15 protein-coding genes are annotated in these 15,970 nt (G+C 70.5%); 8 read left to right on the top strand and 7 right to left on the bottom strand.

What is annotated here, in order from left to right:
- The first annotated feature begins 51 nt into the window (after positions 1 to 51).
- Both BLW09_RS08810 and ispG read left to right on the top strand, forming a co-directional pair.
- A complete protein-coding gene (locus tag BLW09_RS08810; RefSeq protein WP_089911233.1) occupies positions 52 to 1,374 on the top strand; it encodes a M50 family metallopeptidase in 1,323 nt (440 codons plus the stop codon).
- Positions 1,375 to 1,435: 61 nt separating this feature from the next.
- Positions 1,436 to 2,569, top strand: coding sequence for a flavodoxin-dependent (E)-4-hydroxy-3-methylbut-2-enyl-diphosphate synthase (gene ispG / locus BLW09_RS08805; RefSeq protein WP_089911230.1), 1,134 nt, complete (start codon positions 1,436 to 1,438; stop codon positions 2,567 to 2,569).
- On the opposite strand, the gene BLW09_RS08800 is transcribed toward ispG, so the two are convergent.
- Positions 2,550 to 4,025 (bottom strand): RNB domain-containing ribonuclease, encoded by a 1,476-nt coding sequence (locus tag BLW09_RS08800; protein WP_089911228.1) that lies wholly within the window; start codon positions 4,023 to 4,025, stop codon positions 2,550 to 2,552. The genes ispG and BLW09_RS08800 overlap by 20 nt on opposite strands.
- Before the next feature lie 122 nt (positions 4,026 to 4,147).
- Here BLW09_RS08800 and BLW09_RS08795 point away from each other — a divergent pair, with 122 nt between their 5' ends.
- Entirely contained in the window at positions 4,148 to 5,914 is a 1,767-nt protein-coding gene (locus BLW09_RS08795) for a proline--tRNA ligase (protein ID WP_172824189.1), read from the top strand.
- A gap of 70 nt (positions 5,915 to 5,984) precedes the next feature.
- Here the strand turns inward: BLW09_RS08795 and BLW09_RS08790 are convergent, their stop codons facing one another.
- From BLW09_RS08790 to BLW09_RS08780, 3 genes are read right to left on the bottom strand one after another with little or no spacing between them, the layout of a single operon-like run.
- Positions 5,985 to 7,079, bottom strand: a complete 1,095-nt coding sequence (locus BLW09_RS08790) for an FUSC family protein (RefSeq protein ID WP_089911222.1) — start codon at positions 7,077 to 7,079, stop codon at positions 5,985 to 5,987.
- Between the two features lie 9 nt (positions 7,080 to 7,088).
- Complete coding sequence (locus tag BLW09_RS08785) at positions 7,089 to 8,180, bottom strand: winged helix DNA-binding domain-containing protein (protein ID WP_089911219.1); 1,092 nt, start codon at positions 8,178 to 8,180, stop codon at positions 7,089 to 7,091.
- Between the two features lie 58 nt (positions 8,181 to 8,238).
- Positions 8,239 to 9,339, bottom strand: coding sequence for an App1 family protein (locus BLW09_RS08780; RefSeq protein WP_089911216.1), 1,101 nt, complete (start codon positions 9,337 to 9,339; stop codon positions 8,239 to 8,241).
- A 201-nt stretch (positions 9,340 to 9,540) separates the two neighbouring features.
- Here BLW09_RS08780 and BLW09_RS08775 point away from each other — a divergent pair, with 201 nt between their 5' ends.
- The 5 genes from BLW09_RS08775 to BLW09_RS08755 all read left to right on the top strand — a co-directional run bounded on the left by BLW09_RS08775 (position 9,541) and on the right by BLW09_RS08755 (position 13,793).
- Entirely contained in the window at positions 9,541 to 10,197 is a 657-nt protein-coding gene (locus tag BLW09_RS08775) for a TetR/AcrR family transcriptional regulator (protein WP_089911212.1), read from the top strand.
- A gap of 293 nt (positions 10,198 to 10,490) precedes the next feature.
- Complete coding sequence (locus BLW09_RS08770) at positions 10,491 to 11,390, top strand: ABC transporter ATP-binding protein (RefSeq protein ID WP_089911209.1); 900 nt, start codon at positions 10,491 to 10,493, stop codon at positions 11,388 to 11,390.
- Entirely contained in the window at positions 11,387 to 12,076 is a 690-nt protein-coding gene (locus BLW09_RS08765) for an ABC transporter permease (RefSeq protein WP_089911206.1), read from the top strand. The genes BLW09_RS08770 and BLW09_RS08765 overlap by 4 nt, the downstream gene beginning before the upstream one ends.
- Entirely contained in the window at positions 12,073 to 12,813 is a 741-nt protein-coding gene (locus tag BLW09_RS08760; protein WP_089911203.1) for an ABC transporter permease, read from the top strand. Before BLW09_RS08765 ends, BLW09_RS08760 begins: the two co-directional genes overlap by 4 nt.
- 53 nt (positions 12,814 to 12,866) lie before the next feature.
- The gene (locus tag BLW09_RS08755) at positions 12,867 to 13,793 is read left to right on the top strand and encodes an ABC transporter substrate-binding protein (protein WP_089911200.1); all 927 of its coding nucleotides are present in this window, start codon (positions 12,867 to 12,869) and stop codon (positions 13,791 to 13,793) included.
- Here BLW09_RS08755 and BLW09_RS08750 read toward each other — a convergent pair.
- The 3 genes from BLW09_RS08750 to BLW09_RS08740 form a co-directional block, all read right to left on the bottom strand.
- On the bottom strand, positions 13,786 to 14,475 hold the full coding sequence (locus BLW09_RS08750) for a DedA family protein (protein WP_089911197.1): 690 nt from the start codon (positions 14,473 to 14,475) through the stop codon (positions 13,786 to 13,788). The two genes, BLW09_RS08755 and BLW09_RS08750, sit on opposite strands and share 8 nt — an antisense overlap.
- Positions 14,476 to 14,619: 144 nt before the next feature.
- Entirely contained in the window at positions 14,620 to 15,576 is a 957-nt protein-coding gene (locus tag BLW09_RS08745; protein WP_089911195.1) for a M56 family metallopeptidase, read from the bottom strand.
- Complete coding sequence (locus BLW09_RS08740) at positions 15,573 to 15,941, bottom strand: BlaI/MecI/CopY family transcriptional regulator (RefSeq protein WP_089911193.1); 369 nt, start codon at positions 15,939 to 15,941, stop codon at positions 15,573 to 15,575. The genes BLW09_RS08745 and BLW09_RS08740 overlap by 4 nt, the downstream gene beginning before the upstream one ends.
- Between the last annotated feature and the right edge of the window lie 29 nt (positions 15,942 to 15,970).

The raw sequence follows: 15,970 nt of genomic DNA, 5'->3' as shown, positions 1-15,970 counted from the left end.
GCTCGCGGCCTGTTCCAAGGCGGCCGCCGTTAGCCTGAGGTCGTGGATTCCGTGCTCCTCTTCGTCCTGGGCGTCGTCATCATTCTGATCGGCGTCGCTCTGTCGATCGCGCTGCACGAGATCGGGCACCTGGTTCCGGCCAAGCTCTTCGGCGTCAAGGTGACGCAGTACATGATCGGATTCGGCAAGACGCTCTTCTCGTTCCGCCGCGGCGAGACGGAGTACGGCGTGAAGGCCATCCCGCTCGGCGGCTACATCTCGATGATCGGGATGTTCCCTCCGGGGAAGGAGGGCGGCCGCGGGCGCAATGCCACCACCGGATTCATGCAGCAGATGGTTCAGGACGCCCGTGTCGCCAGCTCCGAGACGGTCGCCGTGGGCGAGGAGGAGCGCACCTTCTACCGGCTGCCGGTGTGGAAGCGCATCGTCATCATGTTCGGCGGCCCGTTCATGAACCTCCTCATCGGCGTGGTCTTGTTCGGTGTGCTCCTGATGGGCTTCGGCGCGCCGCAGAGCTCGACGACGGTCGCGACGGTGAGCCAGTGCGTGCTGCCGGCGTCGAGCACCGCCAAGACTTGCCCGGACGGCGCGCCGCAGGGTCCGGCGGCGGCTGCGGGTCTGAAGCCCGGCGACACGATCGTCAGCATCGACGGTCAGAAGATCAGCAGTTGGGACCAGTCCACGGCGATCATCCGCACGTCCGCCGGCCGCACCCTCACCGTCGTGCTCAGCCGCGACGGCGAGGAGCGCACGGTGCAGATCACACCGGTCGTGAACACGGTGGCCAAGACGGATGCGAACGGCGCCGTCGTGAAGGATGCAGCGGGCGGCATCGAGACGCTGAAGGTCGGGTTCGTCGGCATCGGACCCGTGGCGAAGCTCGTGCCGCAGCCGATCACGGCCGTGCTCCCGGCGGTCGGAGCCCAGACCGGCGCCGTGTTCAACGTCTTCCTCCACCTCCCGCAGCGCATGGTCGACGTCTGGAACGCCGCCTTCGGCTCCGGCGAGCGCGATCCGAACGGTCCCATCAGCGTGGTGGGCATCGGCCGCGCCGCGGGTGAGATCACCGCGCTGGACGGTGTACCAGTCACGGACAAGGTTTACGCGATGATCTCGATACTCGCGTCCCTCAACATCGCCCTGTTCGTCTTCAACCTCGTTCCGCTGCTTCCGCTCGACGGCGGTCACATCGCCGGAGCCCTCTGGGAGGGTCTGCGGCGCACCGTCGCGAAGGTGTTCCGTCGCCGCGACCCCGGTCCGGTCGACATGGCCAAGCTCATGCCGCTCACCTTCGCGGTCGTCATCGTGCTCGGCGGGATGAGTGTGCTGCTGATGTACGCGGACATCGTCAAGCCCGTCAACCTCTTCGGCTGACGTCCAGCCGGCTCTCACCCTGCCGCGTAGGATTGAGCGCGTGGCAGCAATCAATCTGGGGATGCCCAAGGTCCCCGAAACCCTCGCACCCCGTCGCAAGTCCCGTCAGATCCGTGTCGGCAAAGTGCTGGTCGGCGGCGACGCCCCGATCAGCGTCCAGTCGATGACGACGACGCCGACGACCAACATCAACGCCACCCTGCAGCAGATCGCCGAGCTCACGGCGTCCGGCTGCGACATCGTCCGTGTCGCCGTCCCGAGCCGCGACGACGCCGAGGCGCTGCCGATCATCGCCAAGAAGAGCCAGATCCCGGTCATCGCCGACATCCACTTCCAGCCGAACTACGTCTATGCGGCCATCGACGCCGGGTGCGCGGCCGTCCGCGTGAACCCCGGCAACATCCGCAAGTTCGACGACCAGGTGGGCGAGATCGCCCGCCGCGCGAAGGCCGCGGGCGTCTCGTTGCGCATCGGCGTCAACGCCGGCTCGCTCGACCGCCGCCTGCTCGAGAAGTACGGGAAGGCGACCCCGGAGGCTCTCGTCGAGTCGGCCGTCTGGGAGGCGAGCCTCTTCGAGGAGCACGACTTCCACGACTTCAAGATCTCGGTCAAGCACAACGACCCCATCGTGATGGTGAAGGCGTACCGGATGCTCGCCGAGCGCGGTGACTGGCCGCTCCACCTCGGCGTGACCGAGGCCGGCCCGGCGTTCCAGGGCACCATCAAGTCGGCGACCGCGTTCGGCATCCTGCTCGGCGAGGGCATCGGCGACACGATCCGTGTCTCGCTGTCCGCTCCTCCGGCCGAAGAGGTCAAGGTGGGCCTGCAGATCCTGCAGTCGCTGAACCTGCGCGAGCGCAAGCTCGAGATCGTCTCCTGCCCGAGCTGCGGCCGCGCCCAGGTCGACGTCTACTCGCTCGCGGACAGCGTCACCGAGGGTCTGCAGGGCATGAGCGTTCCGCTCCGCGTTGCCGTCATGGGCTGCGTCGTGAACGGCCCGGGCGAGGCCCGCGAGGCCGACCTCGGCGTCGCCAGCGGCAACGGCAAGGGCCAGATCTTCGTCAAGGGCGAGGTCATCAAGACCGTCCCCGAGTCGGAGATCGTCGCGACGCTCATCGAGGAGGCGAACCGCCTCGCCGAGGAGATGGAGGACCGCCCCTCGGGCGAGCCGACGGTCAGCGTCGGCGCGCACTGAGCGGCGGAGCCGCGGCGGACGGCGTCGCGTCCGCCGGCTCGAAGCCGACCTTCCCGGTGGGGATGTCGGCGGCCGTGACGCGCAGCCGCACACGGTCGCCCGGCGTCACGCCGTCCCAGCGGGGGACGGAAGCGGTGACGGCCGGGTCGTCGAGCTGAACGAGGACGGTTCCGTTGCGCACGGCGAGCACCGTCGCGTCGAGGACGGCGCCGATGCGCGAGCTGAGGAGCGCCGCCTCGACGCGGTCGACGGCCCCGGAGTCCAGCTGTGCGGCGAGCCGGTTCGACGCCCCCATGATCGACGGCAGCTCGCCGAGTGACGACCGCGCCCACTCCGGCACCGGCAGCCCGGCGCACAGCGCATCGCAGATGACGAGCCCCCAGCGGTCGACGAGCCGGCGGAGGGGAGCCGTGACGTGGGCGTACGGGGCGGCGATGGCGGACTGCTGCGGGTCGGCGGGCGGCTCGCCGTCCAGGACGACGTAGCCCGCCCCGCGGAACAGCGTGGTCGCGGCCTGCAGCACGGCGGCCGCGCGCGGCTCGGCACGATCGAGGGAACGGAGGTATTCGCCGTACGGCACGCGCTCCGCCCACGGCAGGCCGAGCGCGACGGTCTGCGTCCGGAACGCGGCGAACGCGTCCGGCGATGGCGCGGGCATCGTGCGCAGGATGCCGACCCCGGCCTCGAGCATCAGGGAGGCCGCCGCCATGCCGGTGAGCAGCGAGAGCTGCGCGTTCCACTCCTCGACCGGCAGCGTGGCACGGCGCTGCAGCGTGTAGGCCCCGTCGCGGAAGACGATCTCCTCGTCCGGGGTGTTGAGGCTCGCGCCTCCGCGCTCCCTCTCGCAGGCGATCCGGAGGGGGCCGAGCTCGCTCAGCAGGGCGAGCTCCTGCGGCGCGGAACCGTCGTCGATCGCGGCCTGCGCCTCCTCGTAGCTCCACTGACGACGCGAGCGGATGCGCGCGCGCGACACCTGCGCCGCGGTCGCGTGTCCGCCTCCATCGAGCGCGATGTCCCAGACGAACGCGCCGCGCACGACGTCGGGGAGCAGCGACCCCGCGTCCTCGCCGATCGCCGCCGGGTGCAGCGGGACGCGGCCGTCCGGCGCGTACAGGGTCTGCCCGCGGTGCCGCGCCTCCGTGTCCACTGCGCCGTCCGGACGGACGAGGGAGGGGACGTCGGCGATCGCGTAGAGCACCCGGAAGCCGCCGGGGGTGCGTGCGAGATGCAGGGCCTGGTCGAGGTCGGTGGACCCGGCGGGATCGATGGTGAGGAACGGCACATCGGTCAGATCCGCGTCCGGCAGGGGATGCGCGGCGGCGGCGGAACGCGCCTCGGCCTCGACCGGCTCGGGGAAGGCGTCCGGCAGGCCGAGCTCGTGCCGGAACGCCGCGAGCGAGGCGGCGAGGGGAGCGGCGGAAGCGGAATCGACGACGCGGGTCCGGCGGTCGGGCATGCCGCCACCCTAGCCTCCGCGCCCGACGGGACGGATCCGTCCACAGCTGCACACCTGCGCGGACTCTCCCCAGGCGCCGGCCACCGGCGTGCGCCCCGTCGCCCGCCCTCTAACATGGAACGGTGCCTACACGCTTGAGCAACTACTTCCTCCGCACCCTCCGTGAAGACCCCTCCGACGCCGAGGTCACCAGCCACCGCCTGCTGGTCCGCGCCGGATACATCCGCCGTCAGGCGCCGGGGATCTTCGCGTGGCTGCCGCTGGGGCTGCGCGTGAAGGAGAAGATCGAGCGCATCATCCGCGAGGAGATGGCGGCCGCCGGGGCGCACGAGGTGCACTTCCCCGCGCTGCTGCCCCGCGAGCCCTACGAGGCGACGGGCCGGTGGGAGGAGTACGGCGACGGCATCTTCCGGCTCAAAGACCGCAAGGACGCCGACTATCTGCTCGCTCCGACGCACGAAGAGGTCTTCACGCTGCTCGTGAAAGACCTGTACTCGTCGTACAAAGACCTCCCGCTGACGATCTTCCAGATCCAGGACAAGTACCGCGACGAGGCACGTCCGCGGGCCGGCCTGCTGCGCGGGCGCGAGTTCACGATGAAGGACGCCTACTCGTTCGACTACACCGACGCGGGCCTCGACACGAGCTACATGGCGCAGCGCGACGCCTACGAGCGCATCTTCACGCGGCTCGGGCTGTCGTATGTGATCGTCCAGGCCGACGCCGGCGCCATGGGCGGCTCGCGGTCGGAGGAGTTCCTGCACCCGACGGTGGTCGGCGAAGACACGTTCGTGCGCTCGCCCGGCGGCTACGCGGCCAACGTCGAGGCGTTCACCACGCTGGCGCCTCCCACCCGCTCCTACGAGAAGCTGACGCCCCAGGAGGTGCTCGACACCCCGGGCACGCCCACCATCCAGTCGCTCGTCGAGCTGGCCAACGAGAAGCACCCCCGGCCGGACGGCCGCTCGTGGACGGCCGCCGACACGCTCAAGAACGTCGTGCTCGCCCTGACGCACCTCGACGGAACGCGCGACCTGGTGGTCGTCGGGCTGCCCGGCGACCGCGAGGTCGACATGAAGCGTGCGGAGGTCGCCTTCGCGCCCGCCGAGGTCGAGGCCGCGACGGACGAGGACTTCGCCAGGCACCCCGGCCTCGTCAAGGGCTACATCGGCCCCTGGTCGCCCGAGGGCGCCGTTCTGGGCGAGGAGTCCGCGACCGGCATCCGCTACGTCGTCGACCCGCGCGTGGTGGACGGCTCCGGTTGGATCACCGGTGCGAACATCGACGGAAAGCACGTCTTCGGGCTCGTCGCGGGCCGCGACTTCGGCTGGGACGGCGTCGTCGAGGCCGCCGAGGTCAAGGCGGGCGATCCCGCGCCGGACGGCTCCGGCCCCGTCGAGCTCGCCCGCGGCATGGAGATCGGCCATGTCTTCCAGCTCGGCCGCAAGTACGCGGAGGCGCTCGGCCTCAAGGTGCTCGACGAGAACGGCAAGCTCGTCACCGTCACCATGGGCTCCTACGGCATCGGCGTGACGCGCATCCTCGCGATCATCGCGGAGGAGAACAACGACGAGCGCGGCCTGGTGTGGCCGGAGTCGGTCTCGCCGTTCGATGTGCACGTGGTCGCCACCGGCCGTGACCAGGTCGCCTACGACCTGGCGGAGGAGGTCATCGCGCAGCTGGAGGACGCCCGTCTCGACGTGCTCTACGACGACCGCCCGAAGGTGTCGCCGGGCGTGAAGTTCGGCGATGCCGAGCTGATCGGCGTCCCGCGGGTGCTGGTCGTCGGCCGCGGAGCAGCCGATGGGGAGGTCGAGCTGTGGAACCGCCGCACCGGCGACCGCCGCACGCTGCCCGTCGCGGAGGCCGTCGCCGAGCTCACGGCGTAGCGCACGCTGCGTCCCGGCTCACGCCGGGTCCCTCGGCTCCCGACGCCGAACCGCGCCGCGTCGCATCGGGTCAGCCGGTCGACGCGTCGTCGCCGGCGATCTCGACGTGGATGCGGCGGAGGTCCTCCACGAGCGAGCCGATCAGCACCCAGTGCCGGGGGTCCGGCGTCGCGACCGTCAGCGGCGCCGTGAGCACGGGGATGCCCGCCGTCTCGGTCCCCGGCTCGACGATCGGCTCGTCCGGGTCGCGCGCCAGCAGCCGGAGGTCGTGGGCGGCCCTGTGCAGCTCGTCGGCGATCGCGTGGATGGTCGGCTCGCCCGCCAGGCTGTCGTCGTAGTGGTCGTGGTAGGCGCGCGTCATCCCGAGCGTGCGGTTGATCAGCGGTCGCAGCCGATCGAAGAGCTCCTGGTCGTGCTGCAGGAACACCCGATGCTTGCGCTGTCGCGGGTTCAGCGACAGGCTCTCGTCGGCCGCGGTCAGCGCCGCCTGCGCCTTGGTCTCCATCGGGCGGAGCAGGCGCGCTTCGATGAGGAGCGCATCCAGCTCGGCGCGCGTCTGCTCCATGGTCAGCGCGGTGGCGAGCCGGTCCAGGGTGGATGCGATCTCACGACCGAGCGCGATGACCGCCTGGCGTGCCGGCGCCGTCAGCACCGGCGGGACGACGGCGACGTTGACGACGACGCCGATCACCGCGCCGATCACCGTCTCCACGATCCGGGCGAGCGCGTACTGCGGGTCGGAAGCGCCGATCGCGAGCACCAGCATCGCGGTGATGGGCACCTGGTTGGCCGTTCCGGGCGTCAGGCGGAGCGCCCAGGCGAGGAGGACGGAGACGACGACCGCGAGCAGCACGATCCAGCTGTTCGTCCCGAACGCCAGACCGATGAGGTAGGCGATCACGACCCCGACGATCACACCGATCGAGCGCTCGATCGCGCGCCCGACGGACTGGTTGACGCTCGGCTGGACGACGAGCAGCGCGGCGATGGTCGCGAAGACCGGCAGCTCGCCGTGCACGAAGATGCTCGCGACCGTCCAGGCCAGGATCATCGCGACAGCCGTCTTCACCACCTGCAGGAAGGGCGCGCGCGTCGAGGTGCGGATGGTGGCGGGGAGGGCGATCCCCGCCGGGAGCCGGCGTCCGGACGATCTGGTGCGTGCCACCCCTCAACGCTACCCGGCGGCGTACGTCGCGTACGCCCGCGCGGACCGCTGCAGCTGCGTCTCGCGGGCGGCGCTCAGCGACGAGAACGGCTGGGGCGTCACCCGGCCGCCCTCGCGTCGCCAGGTTCCGACGACCCGGCCGGCGGCCACGATGATCGGCTGGAAGATGCCGTTGTTACCGGGGACGATCAGCTCCCAGTGCTCGTCGTCGAGGATGGGCGTGCGGTCCTGATAGCCGAGCAGGTATTCGTCGAAGGCGGGCAGGAGGTGCACGGCATCCTTCTCGGAGCGTGTCGGCGGTGCGGAGGCGGCGCGGTCGGCCAGCTCCGCCGTCAGCAGGTACTCCACACCGTCGACCTCGAGTGTGGTCAGCGCGTCCCCGAGCACGGAACGCGCCGTCTTCGCGAGCGCGACCGTCCCCTTCGTCCACCACACGAAGTCCTTGACGGTGGCCGGACCGTGGCCCTCCAGGTACCGGAGGAGGAAGCGCGCAGCCGCCTCGTCCGGTTCGAGGGCGGGAGGCGGGGGAGCCCACTCGTCGAGCAGCACCAGCGCCTGCGTCGGATTGCCGTTGGCGGAGCGGACGACGGGACCCCAGCAGAGCAGGCCGGTCTGGGCGAGGAAGTAGATCAGGTGGTAGCCGCGCTGCCCTGTCGTCGTCAGCCCTGCGCCCTCCCACAATTGCATCAGCTCGGCGCGGCCGATGCTTCCTCCGCCGGTGAGCGCTGCCGTGACGACGTCGGCGGCGCGGGCGAAGTCCGCGGCGGTGAGCTCGAGTTGCTGCTGGCGCCGCGCGAGACCGGCCACGATGCGGTCGGTGGTCACCGAGAGCATCCAGCGCAGGTCCTCCGGCGGGACGAAGTGCAGGGTGCCGCGCATGGGCCAGGAGCGGATCACGAGTCCGGCGTCGAGCGCGGCGAGGACGTCGCTCTGGGTGGCGCCGGTCGTCCGCAGCGCGAGCGCCCAGCAGCCGGCGGCGAAGTCCTGGCCCTGGAGCGCGAGCAGCCGCCGGGCCACGGAAGCGGGGTCGGGTTCGCGCGGCCCGTCGATCGCCTGGGCGAGCCGGCGGAGGCGGAGCAGGTCGGAGCGGCGGGCGGGCATGGCAGCCAGCATGCCAGGGACCGCCGACGCGCGCGAACGGCCGCAGGCGCGCGAGCGCCTAGCGCAGGAGGCCGAGCTCGGTCAGCTGCTCGCTGAGACCGGCGCCGTCGGGCGAGTACACCCACGGCGTGCCGGACAGCTCCGCGTGCTTGTCCGCCTTGGACCGGCCACCGGCGAGCACAGCCTCGCCGCTCGACAGCTGGCGGATGGCAACGGCGGCGACGTTCTCCGGGTGCTCGGTGGTGAATTCGCCGTAGAGATCTTCGTCGTGCTGACCGTCGTCGCCGATGAGCAGCCACCGGAGGCCGGGGAACTCCTCGGCCAGGCGGGCGAGGCTGGTGCGCTTGTGCTCCCGCCCGCTGCGGAACCAGCGGTCGTGGGTGGGGCCCCAGTCCGTCAGAAGCAGCGGGCCGGCGGGGAACAGGTTGCGGTTCAGGAAGCGCGTGAGCGTCGGCGCGACGTTCCAGGCCCCCGTGGAGAGGTAGATAACGGGCGCACCGGGGTGGGAGGACGCCAGCCGCTCCAGCAGGACCGCCATGCCCGGCGTCGGCACGCGCGCGTGCTCGTCCAGCACGAAGGTGTTCCAGGCGGCGAGCAGCGGGCGGGGGAGCGCGGTGACCATCACCGTGTCGTCGACGTCGGAGATGATGCCGAAGGTCGCCTTCGGATCGACGATGAACACCGGCGCCTCGAAGACGCGGGCCGACTCCGCGGTCGACAGCGTGACGGTGTGCCAGCCGGGAGTGAGGTGGACGGGGATGACCGTGTCGATGACGCCGCCGCGGTCGGTGACGACCTCGTGCCGGTCGCCCTCGACCTCGACGGTCACCGTCGTCTGTGCGAGCGGGACGCTGACGAACGAGCGCCAGCCGCGGACCGACTCCTCGCGCTTGCGGTGCAGGCGTTCGGCACGGCTCCCCGGTCGCGGGTCCTTCGCGAGCACGACCCGGCCGAGGATGCGCACCCAGGTCGGCGCGCCGTAGCCGGTGTACGGCACGACGGTCGCCAGGAATCCGCGCTTGCGGGCCCGGCGGGCGCGGAACTCGTGGAAGGCGTCCTCGATGCGGGCGGCGCGGTGCATGATCGGCTCGACCGCTGCGCCGCGACGGACGACGGAGTCGCCGGAGACGTGCTCGGGGCGCGATTCGGGGGAGGGCATCTGAGTCATTTTCTCATGGAGTGAACGTGCACACGAATGCATCCCCCAGATCTGGGGGACTTTTCTGCGGCGCGTCGAAGGGTAATGCCCAGCGGAAGTGAGGTTTCCACGAATATGATCCCGTTAGTGCGACGGTGATAGCGTCGCCGGGCTGGGGACCCGCACCACCACCTTGTTCGAGAGAAAGAAGGAGCCGCCCTCGTGCCCATCAACGATCTGGTCGCCGGCCAGAACACCGTCGGAGCGCCGCTCGTGCGCACGGAGCCGATCCAGGAGCGCAGCGCCGCACGCATCGACGCCCTCCTGGACGCCGCCGCCGAAGTGGTCGACGAGATCGGCTTCGATCGACTCACCACCGCCATGGTGGCCGAACGGGCCGGCGCATCCATCGGGACCGTCTACCGCTATTTCCCCGACCGCATCGTGCTGCTGCAGGCGCTGCGCGACCGGGCTCTTCTCCGCTACCGCCGCTCCGTGGTCGAGGCGATCGACGCTCAGTCGCCGGAACACTGGTGGAACGCCGTCGAGTGCGCCATCGACGCGTTCGTCGAGATGTTCCGCACCGAGCGCGGCTTCCGCATCATCCGCTTCTCGGGCGCCGAGCGTTCCGGTGCCGGCGACGACGACGTCGTGCAGGACACCGGCTTCGCCCACCAGTTCGCCCAGATCCTCGCCGACGAGTACGGCTTGCCGGCCGGCGACGACCTGTCCTTCCGGCTCCAGGTCGTCGTCGAGATCATGGACTCCCTGATCACGCGGGCTTTCGTAGAGGACCCGAACGGCGACGAGCGGTACATCGCCGAGGCCAGGACCGTTGCCCGCGAGTACCTGGAGCGGCGGTTCGGCCCCGAGTCCTGACGCGGGGAACGCCCGCAGACACGGATCCGGTGATCCGCTCCCGCGGGAATGTCGGTGGTCGGTGGCAGGTTGCCATCCACACGGACGAGTGCTCCGAACAAGGAGCGCGCGAGCCGAACGGCCGTGACACCGACAGAAGGGGGGCCGGCAGTGCGACCGACCCTGAATGCCACAATTCGACGCATTCCATTGCGCAAACGGCCGGACGCTGTTTGGCTGGTTGAGATGGCAGCATCAGCCCCCGCATCCCGCGACTCCGACTTCGCAGCGACCCCGGCGACGGGAGCGCGCTCGTGATCGAGTTCCGCGACGTGACGAAGCGCTTCCCGGACGGGACGCTCGCCGTCGACCATTTCTCCCTGGTCATCCCGTCCCGCAAGATCACCGTGCTCGTCGGCTCCTCCGGGAGCGGCAAGACCACGATCCTCCGGATGATCAACCGGATGGTCGACCCGACCTCCGGGCAGGTCGAGATCGACGGCGAGGACGTGCTGTCCCTGAAGCCCGTCGCCCTGCGCCGGTCGATCGGCTACGTGATGCAGAACTCCGGCCTCCTGCCGCACCGCAAGGTCGTCGACAACATCGCCACCGTCCCGCTGCTCAAGGGCGTGAAGAAGAAGGATGCGCGCGAGCGCGCCCTCGAGCTGATGGACACCGTCGGTCTCGAGCGCTCACTCGCCGACCGGTATCCCAGCCAGCTCTCCGGCGGCCAGCAGCAGCGGGTCGGCGTCGCCCGCGGGCTCGCGGTCGACCCGAACATCCTGCTGATGGACGAGCCGTTCGGCGCGGTCGACCCGATCGTGCGCGACGATCTGCAGAACGAGCTGCTCCGCCTGCAGCGCGACCTGGACAAGACCGTGGTGTTCGTGACGCACGACATCGACGAGGCGTTCAAGCTCGGCGACCAGGTCGTGATCTTCCGGAAGGGCGGCATCGTCGCCCAGAAGGGCACCCCGGCCGAGATCTTGGCCGACCCGGCCGACGAGTTCGTCGCGTCGTTCGTCGGGGCCGACCGCGGTCGCCGGGCGCTGCACGTCGAGGAGACGCCGACCGGTTCGGTGCTCGTCGACAGCGACGGCCGCGCAGCGGGCGTCCTCTCCGGTTCGCCGCGTGGCGGTGCCGGTACCTTCGAGGCAAAGGCCGCGACCGTTCCGGTCGCGGGTGCTCCGGCGCAGGGTGAGGACGCGTCGTGAGCTTCTTGTGGTCGAACTTCGGCCAGGTCTGGAATCTCACGGTCTCCCACGTGTGGCTGAGCGCAATCCCGATCGTCGTCGGTCTGGTCGTGTCGCTGCCGATCGGCTGGGTCGCCAACCGCTACCGGCTGAGCCGTGGCGTGCTGCTGACGATCGGCGGCATCCTCTACGCCATCCCGTCGCTTCCGCTGTTCTTCGCCATGCCCGCGCTGATCGGCACGCAGATCCTGTCGCCGCTCAACGTGGTGGTGGCGCTGAGCATCTACGCCCTGGCGCTCATGGTCCGGACGACGGCGGATGCGCTCGGGTCCGTCCCGGGTGACGTCCTGCAGTCCGCGACCGCCGTCGGATTCTCGGGCTGGCGCCGGTTCTGGTCGGTGGAGCTCCCGCTCGCCGGCCCGGTGCTCCTGGCCGGGCTCCGGGTGGTGTCGGTCAGCACGGTCAGTCTGGTGAGCGTCGGCGCCCTGCTCGGCGTGCCGAACCTGGGCTTCCTGTTCACCGACAGCCTCAACCGCTACTACCCCGAGGAGGCGGTCGTCGGCATCGTCGCGATCATGATCCTCGCGCTGGTGTTCGACCTGATCCTGGTCGGTCTCGGCCGGCTGCTGCTGCCCTGGACGCGCGCCGACCGCCGCGCGGCCCGCCTCAGCCGTCGCGCGGCGATGAAGGCGGTGACCGGCGCATGACCGATATCGTCGCCGCCTTCGGGTGGATCTTCGACCCGGCGAACTGGGCCGGTGCCAGCGGCATCCCCGCCCGCCTCGGCGAGCACATCCTGTACTCCCTCCTGACGCTGCTGCTCGCCGCGGCGATCGCCCTGCCCATCGGCTTCGCGATCGGGCACACCGGGCGATTCCGCGGCCTGGCGGTCGGCGTCTCGGGAGCACTGCGCGCCCTCCCGACGCTCGGACTCGTCATCTACCTGGCGCTGATCACCACGAACCTGACGATCGTTCCGCCGCTGATCGCGTTGACCATCCTCGCCATCCCGCCGATCCTGGCGGGGGCGTACTCCGGACTCGAATCGGTCGACCGCGCGCCGATCGACGCCGCCCGCGCCATCGGGATGACCGGCTGGCAGGTGTTCACCAAGGTGGAGCTGCCGCTGGCGCTTCCCCTGGTGATCGGCGGCATCCGATCCGGAGCGCTGCAGGTGATAGCGACGTGGACGGTCGCGGCCATCCTGCCGGTGGGCGGTCTCGGCCGTTTCCTGTTCGACGGCATCGCCGTGCAGAACTATCCCGAGATGCTCGGCGGCTCGATCATCGTCGTGGCGCTCGCCCTGGTGTCCGACGGCCTGTTCGCCCTCACCCAGCGGCTCGTCGTGCCGCGCGGCGTCCTGGCCGGCCGGGTCCGCGACTCGGCGGAGGGCGATACGCGACACACCGCCCGCGTCGCTCCGGAGAGCGCCTCGGCCGCCTGACCAAGACTTTTCATCCCGCACACGAAGAGAAACACACCGAGAGAAGAGAGATCATGTTCGCATCGAAGAAGAGCCGCCTCGCAGCCGGCGTGCTCGCCGCCGGGGCGCTCCTTGCGCTCAGCGCGTGCTCGTCCGGTGGCGGCGCGTTCAGCAGCGACTCCGCCTCGTCCTCCAGCGACACCGTCACGGTCGGTTCGGCCGCGTTCGGCGAGTCCGAGATCCTCATGCAGATCTACGGCCAGGCGCTCGAGGCCAACGGCGTGAAGGTCGCATACAAGCCGAGCATCGGCCAGCGCGACGTCTACCTGAAGGCGCTGCAGGACGGCTCCATCGACCTCATCCCCGAGTACAGCGGCAACCTGCTCCAGTTCTACGACAAGAACAGCACCGCGACCTCGAGCGACGACGTCTACGCCGGGCTCAACGACGCCCTGCCGAAGGGCTTCGAGGTGCTCGACCAGTCCGAGGCGCAGGACGCCGACTCGTACAACGTCACCAAGGAGTTCTCCGAGAAGTGGGGCGTCACCAGCCTCGATGACCTCAAGAAGGTCACCGACCCGCTGACCGTCGGCGCGAACCCGGAGTTCGCGACGCGTCCGTACGGCATCCCCGGCCTGAAGTCGGCGTATGGCGTCACCGCGACGCTCAAGCCGATCAGCGACTCCGGCGGACCGCTGACCGTCGCCGCCCTCAAGAACGGCGATGTCCAGCTGGCCGACATCTACACGACGACCCCGGCCATCAAGGACAACGGCTTCGTCACCCTGAAGGACCCGAAGAGCCTGATCGCCGCGCAGAACATCGTGCCGCTGATCAACAGCTCCAAGGCGTCGGACAAGGTGAAGGAGGTCCTGAACAAGGTGTCGAAGGAACTCACCACCGCCGACCTCATCGACATGAACGGCGAGAACCAGGGGTCGAGCAAGACCCAGCCGGATGCGGTCGCCAAGAAGTGGCTGCAGGACCACCCGATCAAGTAGCGGATCGGTCAGCACCATCAAGCGGCGGCTCGGGTTCCCGGGCCGCCGCTTCCATGTGCCGGCCCTCGCGCCTGCCGAGCACTTTCTTGACGACGAAGACCGCGACGACGAAGAGGGCGATGACAGCGACGAACGCGTATCCGGCCCAGTGGAGCTCCCGCGACAGTTCGCGGTAGCCGCCGGCCGCCGCCGATCCGACGCTCACGTATGCGAAGGCCCAGAGCACGCACGCCGGGGCCGTCCAGGCCATGAAGGTGCGGTACCGCATCGGGCTCATACCCACCGTGAGCGGGATGAGCGAGTGCAGCACTGGCAGGAACCGCGACAGGAAGACGGCGATCCCGCCGCGACGCGCCAGATACGCCTCCGCCCGGTCGAAGTTGCGCGTGCCGATGCGGCGGCCGAGGCCGCTGCTGCGGATGCGGGGGCCGAACCAGCGCCCGAGCGCGAAGCCCAGGGATTCGCCGCACAGCGCCCCGACGACCACCACGACGACCAGGGCGATGTACTCGACCGGATTGGCGACGCCCGTGCTGGCGACGAGCACGATCGTGTCGCCCGGGACGATGAGCCCGATGAGGATCGAGGTCTCGAGCAGGATGCCGAGGCCGGCCAGCAGCGTCCGGAGGACCGGGTCGACGCTCTGCACGAGGTCGAGCACCCAGGTCAGTGCGTCGTTCATGTCGTCCCTCCGGGCTGCGGCATAGCGGAAGCGTAGCGGCGCGGCCTGGCTCCTCCCTGGATCGTCGCTGCACCCTCCCCGCACGAGCACCGAGATTTGGCGCAAATCTCGGCCAGGGTGGGCCGGGCGGGTGGGGCGGGGCGGTCAGGTGGTGAGGATGACGACCGGGGGGACGATCACCAGGAGCACGGTGGTGAGGATGACGGCGGCGCGGAGCGCGGGGCCGACGGTCCGCCGGCCGTCCGTCAGGCGGTTCTCGCGGGCGACCAGAGCCGCCCGTCGCTGCTCCGGCGTGCGGCGATCCTTCGGTGCGCCGAGAACGGCGCCCGCCTGTCCCGTCTCGTCGACGAGGCGGATCGCCCCGGCGAGCACACGGTCTCCCGCCTCGTGGCGAGCGGTGTCGTCGGCGAGCATCTCCAGGAGCAGTGCAACCGCGTCCTGCGCCCGGGTGGCGATCGGGAACCAGGGGAGGGCGCGCTTCCACGAGCGGAACGCATCGAGCAGCAGGTGGTGCTTCTGGCGCAGGTGGGCGCGCTCGTGGGCGACCACCGCATCCAGCTGATCGGGGGAGAGCAGCGCGATCATGCCCTCGGAGAGCACGGTGACGCTGCGCGCGCCCGGCAGGCAGTAGGCGGCGGGGGCCGGGTGGTCGATCACGCGCGTCGTCGGAGCGTCGGGCAGCGGGGAGGACAGCAGGCGCAGCAGCTCCATGTGCCGGTGCCGCTGATTGCGGCTGCGCACGGACGTGAGCGCGAGGTTCAGGAGGAGGTGCGCCGTCAGCAGGACGGCCGCGCTCAGCAGGAACGCGTTCAGGAGACTGGCATCGGCGGGAAGCGGCCCGTGGAAGAGCGACCCGGCGGCTCCCTGGATGCGCGACCAGAGGTCGTCTCCGAACGGCTGCAGGCCCGCGAGGAGCAGCGAGCCGATCATGGAGATGCCGCCCGCGAGCGCGATCGACTGCCAGAGGGCGACGGCGAGCACGGGCGCGGCCGACGGCCATTTGGCTCGCGCGAGCAGCAGCGGGACCGGCCACGCGAGCGCGATGGCCAGAGCGCCCAGGAAGATCGCGCCGGCGAGCCCGGCAGCGGGGTCGCTGCTCACACGCTGCGGGCGTCGAGCAGGCGGCGCAGCACCTCGGCTTCCGACTCGTCGACGGATCCGACGAAGTAGGCGAGCGCCTGGGTGCGGTCGGAGGACGACTCGAGCACTTCGCGCATCAGATCGGCGACGTGACCGGCGCGGGACAGAGCAGCGTGGTACACGTGCGGACGCGCGTCGCGGTCGCGGCTGACGAAGCCCTTGGCCTCGAGCCGGGAGAGCACCGTCAGGATCGTCGTGAGCGCCGGAGCCTTGCCCGTGTCGCGGGTGGCCGCTAGCTTGTCGCGTAGCTCACCCGCCGTGACGGGCGCGTCGCCGTCCCACAGGGCGTCCATGACGGCCCGTTCGAGTTCTCCGAGATTGGCCACGCATCCAGAGTAGCGCGAACAGGCTGAGA

It is taken from the genome of Leifsonia sp. 21MFCrub1.1, assembly GCF_900107895.1.
Lineage (GTDB): Bacteria > Actinomycetota > Actinomycetes > Actinomycetales > Microbacteriaceae > Leifsonia > Leifsonia soli.
Note: the sequence above shows the minus strand (reverse complement) of the source record. Positions and strands in the feature narration are given on the sequence as shown.

Coding starts and splice junctions, on each gene's coding strand:
- BLW09_RS08760 (WP_089911203.1), top strand. CDS start 12,073: ATGACCGATATCGTCGCCGCCTTCGGGTGGATCTTCGACCCGGCGAAC.
- BLW09_RS08780 (WP_089911216.1), bottom strand. CDS start 9,339: ATGCCCTCCCCCGAATCGCGCCCCGAGCACGTCTCCGGCGACTCCGTC.
- BLW09_RS08755 (WP_089911200.1), top strand. CDS start 12,867: ATGTTCGCATCGAAGAAGAGCCGCCTCGCAGCCGGCGTGCTCGCCGCC.
- BLW09_RS08785 (WP_089911219.1), bottom strand. CDS start 8,180: ATGCCCGCCCGCCGCTCCGACCTGCTCCGCCTCCGCCGGCTCGCCCAG.
- ispG (WP_089911230.1), top strand. CDS start 1,436: ATGCCCAAGGTCCCCGAAACCCTCGCACCCCGTCGCAAGTCCCGTCAG.
- BLW09_RS08800 (WP_089911228.1), bottom strand. CDS start 4,025: ATGCCCGACCGCCGGACCCGCGTCGTCGATTCCGCTTCCGCCGCTCCC.
- BLW09_RS08750 (WP_089911197.1), bottom strand. CDS start 14,475: ATGAACGACGCACTGACCTGGGTGCTCGACCTCGTGCAGAGCGTCGAC.